The organism is Dermabacter jinjuensis (genome assembly GCF_902381725.1).
GTDB lineage: Bacteria > Actinomycetota > Actinomycetes > Actinomycetales > Dermabacteraceae > Dermabacter > Dermabacter hominis.
This window is the reverse complement of sequence record NZ_LR698963.1, coordinates 1917487-1933020: the sequence shown is the minus strand read 5'-3', so window position 1 is coordinate 1933020 and position 15534 is coordinate 1917487. Positions and strand designations below refer to the sequence as shown.

Sequence of the window (15534 nt, the reverse complement as noted above, 5' to 3'; positions counted from 1 at the left end):
CCTTCGCCGTCGCTAGGGCGCTATTTCCGGTAGGATGGGACCTTGCGCGCTCGTCATGCGCGAGCGCCGATATCTGACTTCACACTAGGAAGGGACGTTTCGTGCCTGGAACCGTTGCCCAGCCCGAAGGCATTACCAACCCGCCCATCGATCGGCTGCTCGAGTCCGTTGATTCGAAGTACGCCCTCGTGCTGTACTCGGCGAAGCGTGCGCGTCAGATCAACGCTTACTACTCGCAGGTCGAAGACGGCCTCCTCGAGCATGTCGGACCTCTGGTTGACACCGAGCCCCAGGAGAAGTCTCTTTCGATCGCACTTCGCGAGATCGACGAAGGTCTGCTCGAGGCCAAGGAGATCGACGAGAACGCTCCCAAGCCTCCCGCGCGCGAGCCGCTCACGCTCGGGGACGACGCCCCCGAGGTGCCGATCGACTTCAACCTCTAAATCGAAGCTTTGACGATGCCCGCATCGCCTCCTTCTGTGGCGCCGCGTCCCCTCGAGGGTCTTCGCGTCATCGTTGGAGTGTGTGCGGGCATCGCTGCATATAAGGCAGCTCACGTGGTGCGCGGCTTGACCGAACGGGGCGCCGATGTGCGCGTTGTTCCGACGAAGGCTTCGCTCGAGTTCGTTGGCATCTCGACGTGGGAAGCACTTAGCCATAATCCCGTGCGCACCTCTGTCTTCGACGATGTGGACTCGGTTGCCCACGTGCGTCTCGGCCAGGAGGCCGACGCCGTCGTCGTGGTCCCGGCAACAGCAGATTTCATGGCCCGGGCACGTATGGGAAGGGCCGACGACCTCCTTACAGCCACGCTCCTCGTCACTCGAGCACCCGTCATCCTCGCCCCGGCGATGCACACGGAGATGTGGGAGCATCCCGCAACGCGCGAAAATGTCGACGTGCTCCGATCACGTGGCGTGCGCGTGATTGAACCTGCGAGTGGGCGCCTCACCGGAACCGATACCGGTGTAGGGCGACTGCCCGAGCCCGAAGTGATTGTGCACTATGTTGAGTCAGTCCTCGCGGCAGGGTCGCGCACGTGCGACCTCGAAGGCACGCACGTGGTGATCACCGCAGGGGGGACGCGCGAGGCTCTTGATCCGGTGCGCGTGCTCACCAATCACTCGAGCGGTAAACAGGGGGCGGCGCTCGCGCGCGCGGCGTACGTTCGAGGAGCGAGCGTGAGCCTCGTCCTGGCGGGTTCACACATCGAACCTCCCGCGGGCGTAGACGTCGTGCGGGTGGAATCGGCGAAAGAGCTTGCGGCCGCGGTACGGGAGCGTGAAAGCAGCGCGGATGTGCTGATCATGGCCGCTGCCGTTTCCGATTTCACGCCTGAGCCATCGCGCAGCAAAATCAAGAAAAAAGCGGGCGAGTCGGGCCTCACCCTTCACTTGATGGAGACCGAGGATATTCTCCGCGGCCTCGTCGAACGCCGGCAGGCCGGTGAGCGTCCGTTCGTGATTTGCGGATTCGCTGCCGAGACGGGGGATGAGCATTCGAGCGCCCTCGCGCACGCGACCAGGAAGGCCCGCGCCAAGGGCGCAGACCTCCTCGCGTTCAACGATGTCAGTGAGAACGCTTTCGGGGCCGACACGAACGCATTGACGTTTCTTGATGCCGCTGGTGAAATTCGCGGAGCCGCACGCGGGACGAAAGACGAGGTTTCCCACGCAATGCTTGACCACGTCGCCTCTCTCCTCAAGCGCGAGCGCAGCTAGCCTCGGGCGACTCCTTTGATTCCGTCACCACCTCTCGCAGATAAGGCAGCACATGACACTCAATGATTTGCGGTACTTCACTTCCGAATCGGTTACGGAAGGCCACCCGGACAAAATCTGCGACCAGATTTCCGATGCAATTCTCGACGACATGATCGCGCAGGATCTCAACTCTCGCGTCGCAGTCGAGACTCTCGTGACGACGGGCCTCGTCCATGTTGCCGGAGAGGTGCGCACCGAAGGCTACAGTGACGTCAACTCGATCGTTCGTGACGTGATCAGGTCGATCGGCTACGACTCCTCCGAGAAGGGCTTCGATGCGGACTCGTGCGGCATCGAGGTGTCGATCGGCTCGCAATCGGCCGATATTGCGCTCGGGGTCGATAATTCCGAGGAGTTCAAGGGCGGAAGCATCGAGCAGGGTTTTCAACTTGGCGCTGGTGATCAGGGCCTCATGTTCGGGTACGCGTGCGCTGACACGAAGGAACTCATGCCGCTGCCGATCTACGCGGCGCATAAGCTCGCGCAAAACCTGTCGAACGCACGCCGAGACGGCGTACTCCCGTATCTGCGCCCCGACGGCAAATCGCAAGTGACGATCGGATATGACGACGATTTTGTCGCGCGCAGCGTGAATGCGGTCGTCGTATCGAGTCAACATGCCGAGGACGTCGATGTTGCGGGGCAACTCACCGAGGCGATCTCCCGTGTGGTGATCCAGCCTGTTCTCGAGGAACTCGCCGAGCTTGGACTGGACATTACAGGGGTCAAGCGTCACATCAACCCAACGGGACGTTTCGTCGTCGGCGGCCCGAAAGGCGATGCCGGACTCACGGGTAGAAAGATCATCGTGGATACCTACGGCGGGATGGCGCGTCACGGCGGCGGCGCTTTTTCGGGTAAGGACCCGTCGAAGGTCGACCGTAGCGCCGCCTACGCCCTGCGTTGGGTCGCCAAGAACGTGGTTGCAGCGGGTCTAGCCGAGCGGTGCGAGATTCAGGTTGCCTACGCGATTGGTCGCGCTGCCCCCGTGGGCCTTTACGTTGAAACGTTTGGAACGGGCAAGGTTCCCGAGCATCAACTTGCCCGGGCTATCGAAAAGGTCTTCGACCTGCGCCCGCAGGCAATCGTTGAGGAGCTCGATCTTCTGCGACCCATCTACCGCAAAACGTCGGTTTTTGGCCACTTCGGCCGTCCCCTTGCGGAATTTGAGTGGGAAAAGACCAACAGAACTGAAGAGCTCACCCGCGCTCTATGACGCGCCGATCTGCGCGATCGTTTCGCTAAGCAATGAGGAAAGGAGGGCGCGTGTTCGAGCGCGATATTTACCCCGAAACTGTTCAGGGTCTCGAGGGCGAGACGCTTGGCGAGATTTGGCCGGACCGAAAAACCTTCCTCGATCTCGCGCGTACACAGCGCATCGTGCCCGTCGTGATTCGGCTTTTGGCCGACCAGGACACTCCGATCTCTCTGTACAGAAAGCTCACGGCACCGTCGGGCCCCGCGGGCAGTTTCCTTCTTGAGTCCGCAGGCCAGGGGGAGGATTCCCGCTGGTCCATCATTGGGGTAAACGCTCGCGCCTCTCTCACCGAGAAAGACGGCAACGCGCGCTGGTTTGGCGATGTCCCGGCCTCGGTTCCCACATCGGGCGACCCGCTCGAGGCGCTCAGGGCTACCGCCGCTGAGTTCAAATCCGCGCGGATGGCGCATCTACCACCGTTTACGGGCGGGCTTGTGGGCTTCGTAAGCTATGACGCTGTGCGGCGCTTCGAGAATCTCCCGCACAAGCCCGTAGACGAGATCGGTACGCCCGAGCTATGCATGCTCCTTGCACAAGACGTTGCCGTGTACGACCACCGCGACGCGACGGTTCTGCTCGTGGCAAACGCGCTCAACCTCAACGGTGCAGACAGCGGCGCAGAGGCAGCCTACGAGGATGCCCTCGCCAGAATCGACACGATGCGCGATTCGCTTCGCACGCACGTCGAGACGAACCCCGTCGTCTATTCTGCCGTGCAGCGGCCGTCGAGTACCGCTCGCACGAACCAGACGGATTTTGAAGCGTCAGTTGAGACGGCGATCCAGAACATCATCGACGGTGAAATCTTCCAGGTCGTGCCGTCGCAGCGACACACGCAGGCAACGAGCGCCGACCCCCTCGACGTCTACCGCGTGCTGCGCAGGCTCAACCCTTCGCCGTACATGTTTCTCGTGCGCGCTCACGATGGAGATGGCAAATCGATCGATGTGGTGGGAGCGAGTCCCGAAACACTCGTCACTGTGCGCGGCCGCCACGCGAGCACGCACCCGATCGCGGGTTCGCGCCCGCGTGGGACTAACACTGAAGAGGATGAGAGGATAAAAGGCGAGCTCCTCGCCGATCCGAAAGATCGATCCGAGCACCTCATGCTTGTCGATCTCGGCCGTAACGACCTGCAGAAGGTCTGCGAGCCGGGAAGCGTGATCGTGCGAGATTTCATGAGCGTCGTGAAGTATTCCCACATCATGCACGTGATTTCGACGGTTACGGGAACGCTCAAAGAAGGCTTGAGCGCCTTTGACGCTCTCGCGGCAACCTTTCCGGCCGGCACGCTCACGGGTGCACCCAAGCCGCGCGCGATGCAACTCATCGATGAGCTTGAGCCCGTGTCGCGGGGGATCTATGGCGGCACCGTCGGCTACCTCGATTTCGCTGGCGACCTCGACATGGCGATCGCAATCCGAACAGCCGTCATGAAAGACGGCCGTGCGCACGTTCAAGCCGGGGGTGGTGTCGTCGCTGATTCGATCCCCACGATGGAACATCGTGAATCGCTGTCCAAGGCTGCTGCTGCTCAACGCGCTGTGGCGAGTGCCGAGACGCTGAGGGAACAATGATGGCTGGTCGATCATCGGATGCTTCCTCTCCGCGCACCCCGCTCATTCTCGCGCTCGTCGTCGCAGGGGGTGTGGGTGCCGTACTCACCCAACCAACGTGGGTTGAGGGCGAGGTCGTGGGCCTTGCCGGTAACGTGTCTGAACTCAGCATTGCGGGGGCGAAGGCTTCCCCACTTTCGCTCGCGTGCGCTCTCGTGGCGGTTGCTGCGGCGGGCGCCCTTGCACTGTCGAGGCGCGGCCTTGCCCTCGCGTGCGCGATTGTGTCCACCCTGGCCGGTGTGGGGATTGTCGTGGGAGGTGTGCTGGTTGCCCTTGATCCGGCACACGCGGTCGCGAGCGCAGCACTCGAAGCCACCGGTGTGGTGAATGCACCCGTCACTGTTTCGGCATCGTGGCCCGTGTGGCTGTCGATCGTGTCAGGCGTTCTGATTGCGCTCGTCGGAGCTCGATTGACGATGAACACACGTATGCGCGAGGAAGGAGCATCACGCACTCGCTATACGCGCCATACCGCTACGCGATCCGGAGAAGGCGCCGGCGAGGTGCCGCACACCGATGCGGAAGCGTGGGACATGCTCAGTCTTGGTGAGGACCCGAGCGACGAGCAGCGCGGAGTGTGAAGGTGCGAGGACGCTTGCGCTAAAACATGGCACAATGAAAGACGCAGTTTGACGCGCCCGTGCGCGCATACGCTTCAGAACTACTTTCGACCGGAGTGAAGAATGCCGAAGACTTATCTTGTTCCCCCCGCCCCGCCGCAGAACGAAGGCAAAACCGTGGCTGCCTGGGTGTTTTCGGCGTTTGTCCTCCTCGGTTCGGTGCTCATTGCCCTCGCAATGATCACGAGCCAGAACATCCTCCTTATCGTTGGTCTCGCGTCGGTTCTTCTCGCGCTCGTCGTAGGCTTCGTCCTGCGAGCCGCGGGTTTCGGCCAGAAAGCTAAGCGCTGACGTGTCCGCTCAACGCCCTGTACGAAGGACTTGCTCTTCGTGCAGGGCGTTGTGCTGTGAAGGCGGGGGAGAGTACGAAGAGGAGTGCGGCGCTTGAGCGTTCTTGAGGAAATCATCGCGGGGGTACGTGCGGATGTGGGGCGGCGAAAGTCCGACGTTAGCGGGGCCGAAGTCGAGCGTCTCGCTCGGGAGGCGAAGCCTGCTCTCGACGTCGTTGAGCGCCTGCGCGAGCGTGAGACGCTCGGTCTGTTCGCCGAGGTTAAGCGGTCATCGCCCTCGAAAGGATCTCTTGCGGATATCCCCGATCCTGCTCACCTCGCGACCGCGTATGAAGATGGCGGTGCCACGGCGATCAGCGTACTGACCGAGGAGCGCCGCTTCTCGGGTTCGCTCCGTGACCTCGACGCTGTTCGTGAGCGCGTAAGCGTCCCCGTGCTGCGCAAGGACTTTATGGTCGAGGACTATCAGATTTTCGAAGCGCGAGCGCATGGCGCCGATGTCGTGTTGTTGATCGTGGCGGCGCTGTGTGACGCCCAACTTGACGATATGTACTCGCTCGCGAGGTCTCTCGGTATGCGGGTTCTCGTCGAAACGCATACGCCGGAAGAGCTCGAGCGGGCCCTCGCAAGCGACGCTGAGCTCATCGGTGTGAATGCGCGCAATCTTAAGACTCTCGACGTCGACCTTCACTATGCGTGTGCGCTGCTCGAGTCGGTGCCCTCCGACCGCCTTGCCGTGGGGGAGTCGGCCGTGGCAACTATCCGCGACGTTGAGGCCTATGCACGTGCCGGAGCTGATGCCGTTCTCGTCGGTGAGGCACTCGTGCGGCACGCGGATCCCACGAAGGCGGCGCGCGACTTTTGCAGTGTTGAGCGGCAGCGCCGAGCAGGGCGCTGATACGCGCACGTTGGAACAAGAGGAGTGGAAAGTGACAGATGCCTTTGTCCCACAGGACGGACCTGACTTTGGCGATTTCGGCGGGAGGTTTCTGCCCGAGGCGCTCGTTCCCGCTCTCGACGAACTGACACAGGCGTGGCACGAGGCCAAAGCTGACCCGTCCTTCTCGAGCGAGCTCGAACGGCTCAACCGCGAATACACGGGCCGTCCCTCGCTCCTCACGGAAGTTCCTCGATTTTCTGCCGTTGCCGGCGGCGCCCGGATTTTCCTCAAGCGAGAGGATCTCAATCACACGGGAAGCCACAAAATCAACAATGTGCTTGCGCAAGCGCTTCTCACGAAACGTATGGGAAAGACCCGCGTGATCGCCGAGACCGGGGCCGGCCAGCACGGAGTTGCGACGGCGACGGCAGCGGCACTGTTGGGGCTTGATTGCCGGATCTACATGGGTGAGGTCGATACTGAACGCCAGGCCCTCAACGTCGCGCGTATGCGTCTGCTCGGGGCAGAAGTCATTCCCGTCACTCACGGCTCTCGCACTCTCAAGGATGCGATTAACGAGGCCTTTCGCGACTGGGTTACCAACGTGGAATCCACCCATTACCTGCTCGGCACGGTGACGGGGCCTCACCCCTACCCGACCATGGTGCGCGAGTTCCACGCCATGATCGGTCGAGAAGCTCGCGAACAGGTCCTCGCGCAAGCGGGCCGCCTTCCCGACGCGATTGTTGCGTGCGTGGGCGGAGGCTCAAATGCCATGGGGCTATTTCACGCCTTCCTCGAGGACGCATCGGTGCGAATCGTGGGATGCGAGGCCGGGGGCTCCGGTATCGCATCCGGCAAGCACTCGGCAACGATCACCGCGGGCAGCCCCGGTGTTTTGCACGGCGCCTGCTCCTACGTGATGCAAGACGAGGACGGCCAAACGATCGAATCGCACTCCGTGAGCGCGGGTCTCGACTACCCGAGCGTCGGCCCCGAACATGCCTATCTAGCCGATACGGGACGCGCCGAATACCGGGCGATCAACGACAACGAAGCCATGGAAGCCTTCGCGTTGCTGTCGATGACCGAAGGCATCATGCCCGCACTTGAATCCGCCCATGCCCTCGCCGGTGCCCTCGCCCTCGGGCGCGAGCTCGGCGAAGGTGCGGTCATCGTTGCGAACCTTTCGGGCCGTGGTGACAAGGACGTCACGACAGCCTCAACCTGGTTCGGGCTCATCGGTAACGACAAGCGCGCAGACATCAACGACATCAAAGAGAAGATCCGCACGGCGCTTGCGCGTGAGGGAGGAAACTGACATGCGGCATCTTTCAGCAGAGGTCATTGACCGAGCCAAGGGGGAGGGGCGCGCCGCACTCGTGGCCTACCTTCCCGTGGGCTTTCCCACCTTCGACGGGTGCATCGAAGCCGTTCGCGCCCTTGTCGGCTCGGGCGTCGATGCAATCGAGTTTGGGATCCCCTACACGGACCCCGTTATGGATGGCCCCGTGATCCAGGAAGCGGCGGATCGAGCTCTTTCGCACGGTACGCGCCCCGCGCATGTGATGACGGCGATCGATGCGGTGAGCGATCTCGATGCCGCGCTTCTTGTCATGAGTTATTACAACCCCATCCTCAAGTACGGGCTCGACGCTTTTGCGCGCGACCTCGCCGCAGCGGGTGGCGCTGGGGTCATCACACCGGACCTCACGCCCGATTCCGGCGGTGACTGGATCGAGGCCTCTGGCACGAGAAACGTTGAGCGCATTTTCCTCGCCGCACCTAGCTCGCCCGAGGAGCGATTGCGCCTCGTGACCGAGTCGAGCACGGGCTTCGTCTACGCCGCCTCGACGATGGGCGTCACGGGCCTTCGCTCGAGCGTCGGCGATGCCGCGCACACCCTCGTGGATCGCACGCGGCGCGCTGGCGCCGAACGGGTGTGCGTTGGTCTCGGTGTGTCAAACGGGGAACAGGCCGCGGAAGTGGGCACCTATGCCGACGGCGTGATCGTGGGAAGCGCTTTCGTACGAAGGCTCCTCGAAGCGCAGACACCGTCGGAGGGGCTCCGTTCTCTCGAAGCTCTCGCAATTGAACTCCGTTCCGGAATTGAGGAGGCGCGCGCATGATCTCAGCGACTATTCCGAGTCCGCCCGTTAGCTCGTTCAGCATCGGCCCGGTCACAATCCATTTTTACGCACTATTCATTCTGACCGGCATCGCTATCGCCTACTGGTGGTCGCTGCAGCGCTGGATCGCTCGCGATGGTGACCGTGACGACTACTTCGACATCGTCTTCGTGACGATCATCGTGGGGATCATCGGTGCGCGCATGTACCACGTGGGCGTCAATATCCCGGACTACTTCGGTCCCGGCAAGGATCCGCTGAGTGCGCTTCGCATGTGGGAAGGTGGCCTCGGCATTTGGGGCGCGGTCGCGGGAGGAGGCCTTGCGGCGTTCGTCATGACTCGGCGCAAAGGCGTGCAGTTCCTCGCCCTGGCTGATTCGATCGCGCCTACTCTTTTCGTCGCGCAAGCCATTGGGAGGCTTGGAAATTGGGCTAATCAGGAACTTCACGGCGAGCCAAGCACGCTGCCGTGGGCTCTGGAGATTACGTGTGAAACCAACGGCAAAACGATCGTTGGCTGTGTGCCCGGAACCTATCAGCCGACCTTCCTCTACGAGGGGCTGTGGAATATCGCCGCCTGCGTCGTGGTGCTGCTTCTCGCGAAACGGTTCGCCATCGCTGGCGGGCGCATATTCCTCATGTACATCATCGCGTACTCTGCGGGCCGGACCCTCATGGAAACGATGCGCACGGAACCCTCAACCATGGTTTTTGGCTTGCGAATCCACATGGTCATTTACATCATCACGGGTCTCGTGGCGATCGGCGTGTTTGCGTGGCTCACGGTCCGTGCGCGCAAGAAGGGCGAGGCGCGCAGTGCTTACGACACGATTAACGGCGATCCGCTGCCGCGGCCGGAAGGGCGCGCGGGTAGTGAGACGGTGGCTGTCCCGCATGACCAGGGAGAAAATCTCAAAAACCCCGCGAAATAAGGCTGAATCTGGGAGTGGTCCCGATTACTTAATTGTAGGGTGAGATGTGGATCTCGGCGATGCGACCCGCGCCCCTGTGCGCTCGCTCCCGAGCACACACAGCGCGTGGGTCCCGCCTTTCAAAGCTACAGATGGGTAGACATGCGTAAAGCAAAAATTGTGTGCACATTGGGACCTGCAACGAATTCGTATGAGCAGATCCGCACGCTTATCGAGTCGGGCATGAACGTCGCCCGCATGAACCTCAGCCACGGCACCTACGCGGACCACGAGGCTGTGTACGCCAATATCCGCAAGGCTTCCGAGGATCTCGGTAAGAACGTCGCAGTTCTCGTGGACCTCCAGGGCCCTAAGATCCGCCTTGGCAAGTTCGAGGACGGCCCCCACGATCTCGCGGTCGGCGACATCTTCACCATCACGACCGACGACATCGTCGGCACGAAGGACCGTGTGAGCACGACCTTTAAGGGACTGCCTGGCGACTGCCGCCCCGGCGACACGCTTCTCATTGACGACGGCAAGGTCGGCGTTCGCGTCGTCGAGGTGACCGACACCGACGTCAAGACCGTCGTCGAGGTTCCCGGCCCCGTGTCGAACAACAAGGGCATCAACCTTCCCGGCGTTGCTGTTTCAGTTCCCGCGATGAGTGAGAAGGACATTGCCGACCTCCGCTGGGGTCTCCACCTTGGCGCCGACCTCATCGCACTGAGCTTCGTGCGCGACGCGCACGACATTGAAGATGTTCACCGCGTGATGGACGAGGAAGGCATTCGTCTCCCCGTGGTCGCCAAGATCGAGAAGCCGCAGGCGGTGCGTGCTCTGCGCGGTATCGTCGGCGCGTTCGACGGCATCATGGTGGCCCGCGGCGACCTCGGCGTTGAGCTTCCTCTCGAGCAGGTCCCGCTCGTCCAGAAGCGCACGATCGAGCTCGCCCGCCGCAACGCTAAGCCCGTCATCGTTGCGACCCAGGTGCTCGAGTCGATGATTACGAACCCGCGCCCCACTCGCGCCGAAGCTTCCGACTGTGCGAATGCCATCCTCGACGGTGCAGACGCCGTCATGCTTTCGGGCGAGACCTCCGTCGGCGCATTCCCGTTTGAGGCTGTGCGCACCATGGCGCGCATCGTCACGAACACCGAGGAAAACGGTGCGGACCGCATCTCTGAGCTCGGCACCATCCCGCATACTCGCGGTGGCGCGATCACGCGTGCAGCGGCGGAGATCGGCGATCAGCTCTCGGCGCAGTATCTCGTGACCTTCACCGAGTCGGGTGACACCGCTCGCCGTCTTTCGCGACTGCGTCCCACTATTCCCCTTCTCGCCCTCACTCCGTACGAAAAGGTTCAGCATCAGCTCGCCCTTAGCTGGGGCATCGAGGCGCACCTCGTTGACATGCAGACCGACACCGATCAGATGGTGAAGGTAGTCGACGAGCTGCTGCGTGAGAAGAAGGGGCTGCAGCCCGGCGATCTCGTGATCATCGCTGCAGGCTCGCCCCCGGGTGTTCATGGCTCGACCAACACGCTGCGCGTCCACCGTATCGGTGACCTTGACGGCACCGAGGCCGCGCGCGTTGAAGCCGACAGCATTGCGAAGGGCAAGGCTATTCCGGAGGCCTGAGCCTCACGTAGCTGCGCATAGAAAGGGTGGGGAGCACGCTGCTCCCCACCCTTGTTCTGTACCGGGTACGGGACTCGAACCCGTACGTCCGAAGACAACGCATTTTGAGTGCGCCGCGTCTACCAATTCCGCCAACCCGGCCATGTGCCAGTCTTGAGGCACGCCCTATAGAATAACCAACGAGTTCGCGCTTGCCTAACTGGCACGAGCCGTTCCTTGCCCGGTGTACGTGAGTAATATCGTTCAGGGGAGCGACAAATGCCGCTTTGGAAGCCGATGTGCTGCACTATGGATATGGAGTGCGCTTGCCGCACAACCACGAAGACACAGGCGAAAGATTGGATGCCATGAACGAGAACGAAGCTGTGGAAGAGACCGCTGAAAGGGGCCAGGATTCCGGTCTCGTGGCGCGCACGGCTGTTGTGGCTGAGGATGAGAGCCTCATTCGCATGGATATCGTCGAGACCCTCACCGAAGCGGGCTACGAGGTCATTGCCGCCGTTGGCGATGGTGCGAGCGCGGTGGAGAAGGTCCGTGAGCTTCGGCCCGATATTGTGGTCATGGACGTCAAAATGCCGCAGATGGACGGCGTCTCCGCAGCGGAGGCAATCGGCAAGGAGCATCTTGCCCCCGTCGTCATGCTGACGGCGTTCTCGCAGCAGGAAATCGTGGAGCGCGCGCGGGATGCGGGCGCGATGGCGTTTGTCGTCAAGCCCTTCACGCCTAATGATCTTCTGCCGGCTATCGAGATCGCACTGTCGCGTTACCAGCAGATCACCTCGCTCAACGAGGAGATTCGCGATCTTGAGGAACGCTTCGAGACCCGCAAGCGCGTGGACCGTGCGAAGGGGCTCTTGCAGACGAACATGAACCTGAGCGAGCCGGATGCCTTCCGCTGGATCCAGAAGACGTCGATGGATCGCCGTCTGACGATGCGCGAGGTTGCCGACGCTGTCATCGACCAGCTCGGCCCGCATAAGGACTAACGCGCAGGACTCTCGTCTCGCGGTGAAAAGAGCCGCGCGGATCCGAGGACGGTGCTCACGAGAGTGCCGTCCTCGTGTCGTATCTCGGCGAGATAACTCGCGTGAGTGCGGCCCAGGTGCTGTGCGTGAGCGGTCACGTGAACGAAGCCTTCGCGAGCGGGCGCGTGGTGCGTTGCGGTGAAGGAGAGTCCGACGGCGCCTGCGCCCTCGCCGTAAAGACATTCCGCGTGGGTGCGTGCGGCGAGTGAGACGGCGGTTTCCGCGAGCGCGATACTCGCGCCTCCGTGGAGGAACCCTTGGGGCTGGCGATTTGGAGCAACCGGCATACTGAGGTGTGCTGTGCTCGCGGTCAGTGAGAGCACGTCCATTCCCATGCGCTCGCACAGTGTTCCCTTGAGCTCCTCGCGTACGCGTGTGAGTGCATCCTGTGTCGCGCTAGCTGCGCGTGCATTCGTGTCCATTCGCCTAGCGTGACACACTTGAGGCATGAGCGAGATCGAAAACGCCCCTGAGAGGCGCATCGTTGTGATCGATGGCCATGCGATGGCCTTCCGTGCCTTCTTTGCCCTGCCACCGGAGTCGTTCGTGAACAGCGCGGGGCAGGCGACGAACTCGGTGTACGGTTTCTGCCGGATGATCTTCAACATCGTGAAGAACGAGAAGCCCACTCACATGGCGGTCGCGTTCGATCTGCCAGGCGGCACCTTCCGCGATCGTATTTACAGCGAGTACAAGGGCGGCCGTGAGGCCACTCCCGAGGCGTTCAAGGGACAGGTCGCCCTTATTCAGCAGGTGCTCGAGGCTATGGGCATCGCGCATTTCAGCGTCGAAGATTACGAGGCAGATGACATCGTCGCGACAATCGCGACGTACGCGAAAGACGCCGGGGTGCAGCCTCTGCTCGTCACGAGTGATCGCGACGCGATCCAGCTCGTTGATGAGACGATTACGCTTTTGCAGCCCGTGAAGGGCGTCACGGAGCTTCGCCGCATGACTCCCGAGGCTGTCGAAGAGAAGTACCTCGTTTCCCCGAGCCTGTATCCGGATCTCGCGGCTCTGGTGGGGGAGAGCGCCGATAATCTTCCGGGCGTTCCCGGCGTGGGACCCAAAACCGCCGCGAAGTGGCTTGGACTGTACGGCACACTCGACGGCATCCTTGAGCACCGCGACGAGATTAAAGGCAAGGCGGGGCAGTCGCTTCGCGATCACGTCGAGGACGTGGTGCGCAATCGCCGCATGAACGAAGCCGTGCGTGACCTTGACCTGCCGAAGGACTTCGACGCTTATCTCCTTGGACGCGGGGACCGGGTCGCCATCAACGCGCGCTTTGATGAGCTCGCCTTTGGGCCGGGAATCCGTCGGGACATTCCCGCAGGCCTCCTCCCCGCCGGGGACAGCGGGGCCGAGGAAGCCGAGTCTATCGTCGCCAACCCCACCCTTCCCGTGATTGAGCCGGAGGCCGGGCAGCTTGGCGCGCTCCTTGCGGAGCATGCCGCTTTGGGAGGCGCTCTTGAGGCCGACGGCGCCTGGGCGATGGGGGAGGCGGAGTTTCGCGGCCTGGTGATTGCCACCGGCAGCGCAAGCCTCGACATCAATTCCTCGCGCATGAACGAACAGGACCGCCGTGAGCTCGACCGATGGCTGCGAAACTCGGTCATCCCGAAATGGACGCTCGACTCCAAGGAGCTCGCGCATATTCTTAACGGTGCGGGCTTCGACATTCGCGGCCTCGATGTTGATCTCTCCCTCGCGGAGTTCCTGTGCAGGCCTGGGCAGCGTCCCGCAGATGTCGCCGGCCTCGCGATGCGCCACCTTCACGAGGAATTCCCGAAGCTCGACAAGAAGCCCACCGCGCAGGCGCTGCACGAGGATCTTTTGGATCGCGCGAGGGCGGAGTACCGTCTGACCCCTATCCTCGTGAAAGACATGGATGCACACGAGACCCGTGCCATTCACGATGATCTCGAACTCCCGCTTGCGCGTGTGCTGACGCAAATGGAAGAGTCGGGCATCGCCGTCGACGCTTCCGAGCTTGACCGGCTCGACTCGATGCATGCCGAACGGCAGTCTGAGGTCGCAACTCGGGCCTTCGCGGAAATCGGTGGCGAGGAGATCAATCTCGGCTCACCGAAGCAGCTTCAAACCGTGCTGTTTGACCGGCTCGGGATGCCGCCGACCCGCAAAACTAAGACGGGACATTCGACCGACGCCGAGTCCCTCACGGATCTTTACGCGAAGACTGGCCACCCCTTCGTGCAGGCGCTCCTCGAACACCGCGACGTCACGAAATTGCGCCAGATCATCGAAACGCTGCGCAAATCCGTGAGCGAGGAGGGTCGTATCCACACGACCCTTTCGCAGAATGTCGCGGCCACCGGGCGCCTTGCCTCGTCCAACCCGAACCTGCAGAACATTCCGGCGCGCACCGAGGCCGGCCGCCAAATCCGCGGCGCCTTCCACGCGAGCGAAGGCTTCGAGTCGCTTCTTACCGCGGACTATTCCCAGATCGAGATGCGCATCATGGCGCACCTGTCCGGCGACGAGGGGCTCATCCAGGCTTTCCGTGACGGCGAAGACCTCCACAGCTTCGTCGCCTCGCAAGTGTTCGGCATCCCGGTCGATCAGGTGACGAGCGAAGAACGTTCGAAAACGAAGGCGATCAGCTACGGCCTCGCCTACGGTCTTTCCGCTTTTGGTCTCGCTCGCCAGCTCCACATTCCGCAAAGCGAAGCGCAAGCGCTTCGCGCACAGTACTTTGAACGCTTCGGGGGCGTCCAGGACTACCTGCATGAAAGCGTCGAGAGAGCACGTTCACTCGGCTACACGGAAACTCTTCTTGGGCGCCGCCGCTACCTTCCCGAACTCACGAGCGATAGCCGACAGCGGCGGGAAAATGCGGAGCGTGTGGCGCTCAACTCGCCGATTCAGGGCAGCGCCGCCGACATCATCAAACTCGCGATGCTGCGCGTTGACCATGCGCTGAAGAAGACCGGCGCCGCCTCGCGTCTCGTGCTCCAGGTTCACGATGAGCTCATCGTCGATGTCGCTCCCGGCGAAATCGACCTCGTGCGTGACGTCGTGCGCGAGGGCATGGAGGGAGCCTATGAGCTTTCCGTGCCCATGGACGTTTCGGTGGGCGTTGGGCACTCCTGGCTGGAGGCTGCGCACTAAACCCCATTTCCGTCCCCACTTCTGAATTGCATAGGGGTTATGGGGGTTTGAATGGCAGGTGACTCACTCGTCGCCCGCGATCGCGATGCCGCACCATTAACCCGCCCGTTTGGATCGGATCACGGCCGCGAGCCACGCTAGATCATCGTTGCGGCAGTCAAGAAAACGTTGTGGGCGCCCCATAGAACAGCGTTCGATGTTGGATTGGTCACCTCGACGTCGAGAGCGGGGTTTTCGGAGCTTTTTTCGTTGACCCGTGGATGCAATGA

14 protein-coding genes and 1 tRNA gene are annotated in these 15534 nt (G+C 62.2%); 13 read left to right on the top strand and 2 right to left on the bottom strand.

Going from position 1 to position 15534, the window contains the following annotated elements:
- Positions 1-101 precede the first annotated feature (101 nt).
- The 11 genes from rpoZ to pyk all read left to right on the top strand — a co-directional run bounded on the left by rpoZ (position 102) and on the right by pyk (position 11108).
- Positions 102-443 carry a DNA-directed RNA polymerase subunit omega gene (gene rpoZ, locus FXY94_RS08580; RefSeq protein WP_016664637.1) on the top strand — a complete coding sequence of 114 codons (342 nt, stop codon included), beginning with the start codon at positions 102-104 and terminating at the stop codon, positions 441-443.
- A gap of 15 nt (positions 444-458) precedes the next feature.
- The gene (coaBC, locus tag FXY94_RS08575; protein ID WP_016664636.1) at positions 459-1721 is read left to right on the top strand and encodes a bifunctional phosphopantothenoylcysteine decarboxylase/phosphopantothenate--cysteine ligase CoaBC; all 1263 of its coding nucleotides are present in this window, start codon (positions 459-461) and stop codon (positions 1719-1721) included.
- A gap of 52 nt (positions 1722-1773) precedes the next feature.
- Positions 1774-2979 (top strand): methionine adenosyltransferase, encoded by a 1206-nt coding sequence (gene metK, locus FXY94_RS08570; protein WP_016664635.1) that lies wholly within the window; start codon positions 1774-1776, stop codon positions 2977-2979.
- 32 nt (positions 2980-3011) lie between these two features.
- The gene (locus FXY94_RS08565; RefSeq protein WP_051120658.1) at positions 3012-4598 is read left to right on the top strand and encodes an anthranilate synthase component I; all 1587 of its coding nucleotides are present in this window, start codon (positions 3012-3014) and stop codon (positions 4596-4598) included.
- Positions 4598-5218: a Trp biosynthesis-associated membrane protein gene (locus FXY94_RS08560; RefSeq protein WP_040386556.1), complete on the top strand. Its 621-nt coding sequence runs from the start codon at positions 4598-4600 to the stop codon at positions 5216-5218. Before FXY94_RS08565 ends, FXY94_RS08560 begins: the two co-directional genes overlap by 1 nt.
- A gap of 102 nt (positions 5219-5320) precedes the next feature.
- Positions 5321-5548 (top strand): HGxxPAAW family protein, encoded by a 228-nt coding sequence (locus tag FXY94_RS08555; protein ID WP_016664632.1) that lies wholly within the window; start codon positions 5321-5323, stop codon positions 5546-5548.
- 93 nt (positions 5549-5641) lie between these two features.
- Positions 5642-6445, top strand: a complete 804-nt coding sequence (trpC, locus tag FXY94_RS08550; protein ID WP_016664631.1) for an indole-3-glycerol phosphate synthase TrpC — start codon at positions 5642-5644, stop codon at positions 6443-6445.
- A gap of 31 nt (positions 6446-6476) precedes the next feature.
- Positions 6477-7748, top strand: coding sequence for a tryptophan synthase subunit beta (gene trpB / locus FXY94_RS08545; RefSeq protein ID WP_016664630.1), 1272 nt, complete (start codon positions 6477-6479; stop codon positions 7746-7748).
- Position 7749: 1 nt separating this feature from the next.
- On the top strand, positions 7750-8556 hold the full coding sequence (gene trpA / locus FXY94_RS08540) for a tryptophan synthase subunit alpha (RefSeq protein WP_016664629.1): 807 nt from the start codon (positions 7750-7752) through the stop codon (positions 8554-8556).
- Positions 8553-9488, top strand: a complete 936-nt coding sequence (gene lgt / locus FXY94_RS08535) for a prolipoprotein diacylglyceryl transferase (protein WP_016664628.1) — start codon at positions 8553-8555, stop codon at positions 9486-9488. The genes trpA and lgt overlap by 4 nt, the downstream gene beginning before the upstream one ends.
- Before the next feature lie 141 nt (positions 9489-9629).
- Complete coding sequence (gene pyk / locus FXY94_RS08530) at positions 9630-11108, top strand: pyruvate kinase (protein ID WP_016664627.1); 1479 nt, start codon at positions 9630-9632, stop codon at positions 11106-11108.
- A 59-nt stretch (positions 11109-11167) separates the two neighbouring features.
- Here the strand turns inward: pyk and FXY94_RS08525 are convergent.
- A tRNA-Leu gene (locus FXY94_RS08525) sits at positions 11168-11249 on the bottom strand.
- A 206-nt stretch (positions 11250-11455) separates the two neighbouring features.
- On the opposite strand from FXY94_RS08525, the gene FXY94_RS08520 reads away from it, so the two are divergent.
- Entirely contained in the window at positions 11456-12094 is a 639-nt protein-coding gene (locus tag FXY94_RS08520) for an ANTAR domain-containing response regulator (protein ID WP_051120657.1), read from the top strand.
- Here FXY94_RS08520 and FXY94_RS08515 read toward each other — a convergent pair.
- Positions 12091-12555 (bottom strand): PaaI family thioesterase, encoded by a 465-nt coding sequence (locus FXY94_RS08515; RefSeq protein WP_051120656.1) that lies wholly within the window; start codon positions 12553-12555, stop codon positions 12091-12093. The two genes, FXY94_RS08520 and FXY94_RS08515, sit on opposite strands and share 4 nt — an antisense overlap.
- Before the next feature lie 25 nt (positions 12556-12580).
- Here FXY94_RS08515 and polA point away from each other — a divergent pair, with 25 nt between their 5' ends.
- Positions 12581-15265 carry a DNA polymerase I gene (gene polA, locus FXY94_RS08510; protein WP_016664624.1) on the top strand — a complete coding sequence of 895 codons (2685 nt, stop codon included), beginning with the start codon at positions 12581-12583 and terminating at the stop codon, positions 15263-15265.
- Positions 15266-15534 lie beyond the last annotated feature (269 nt).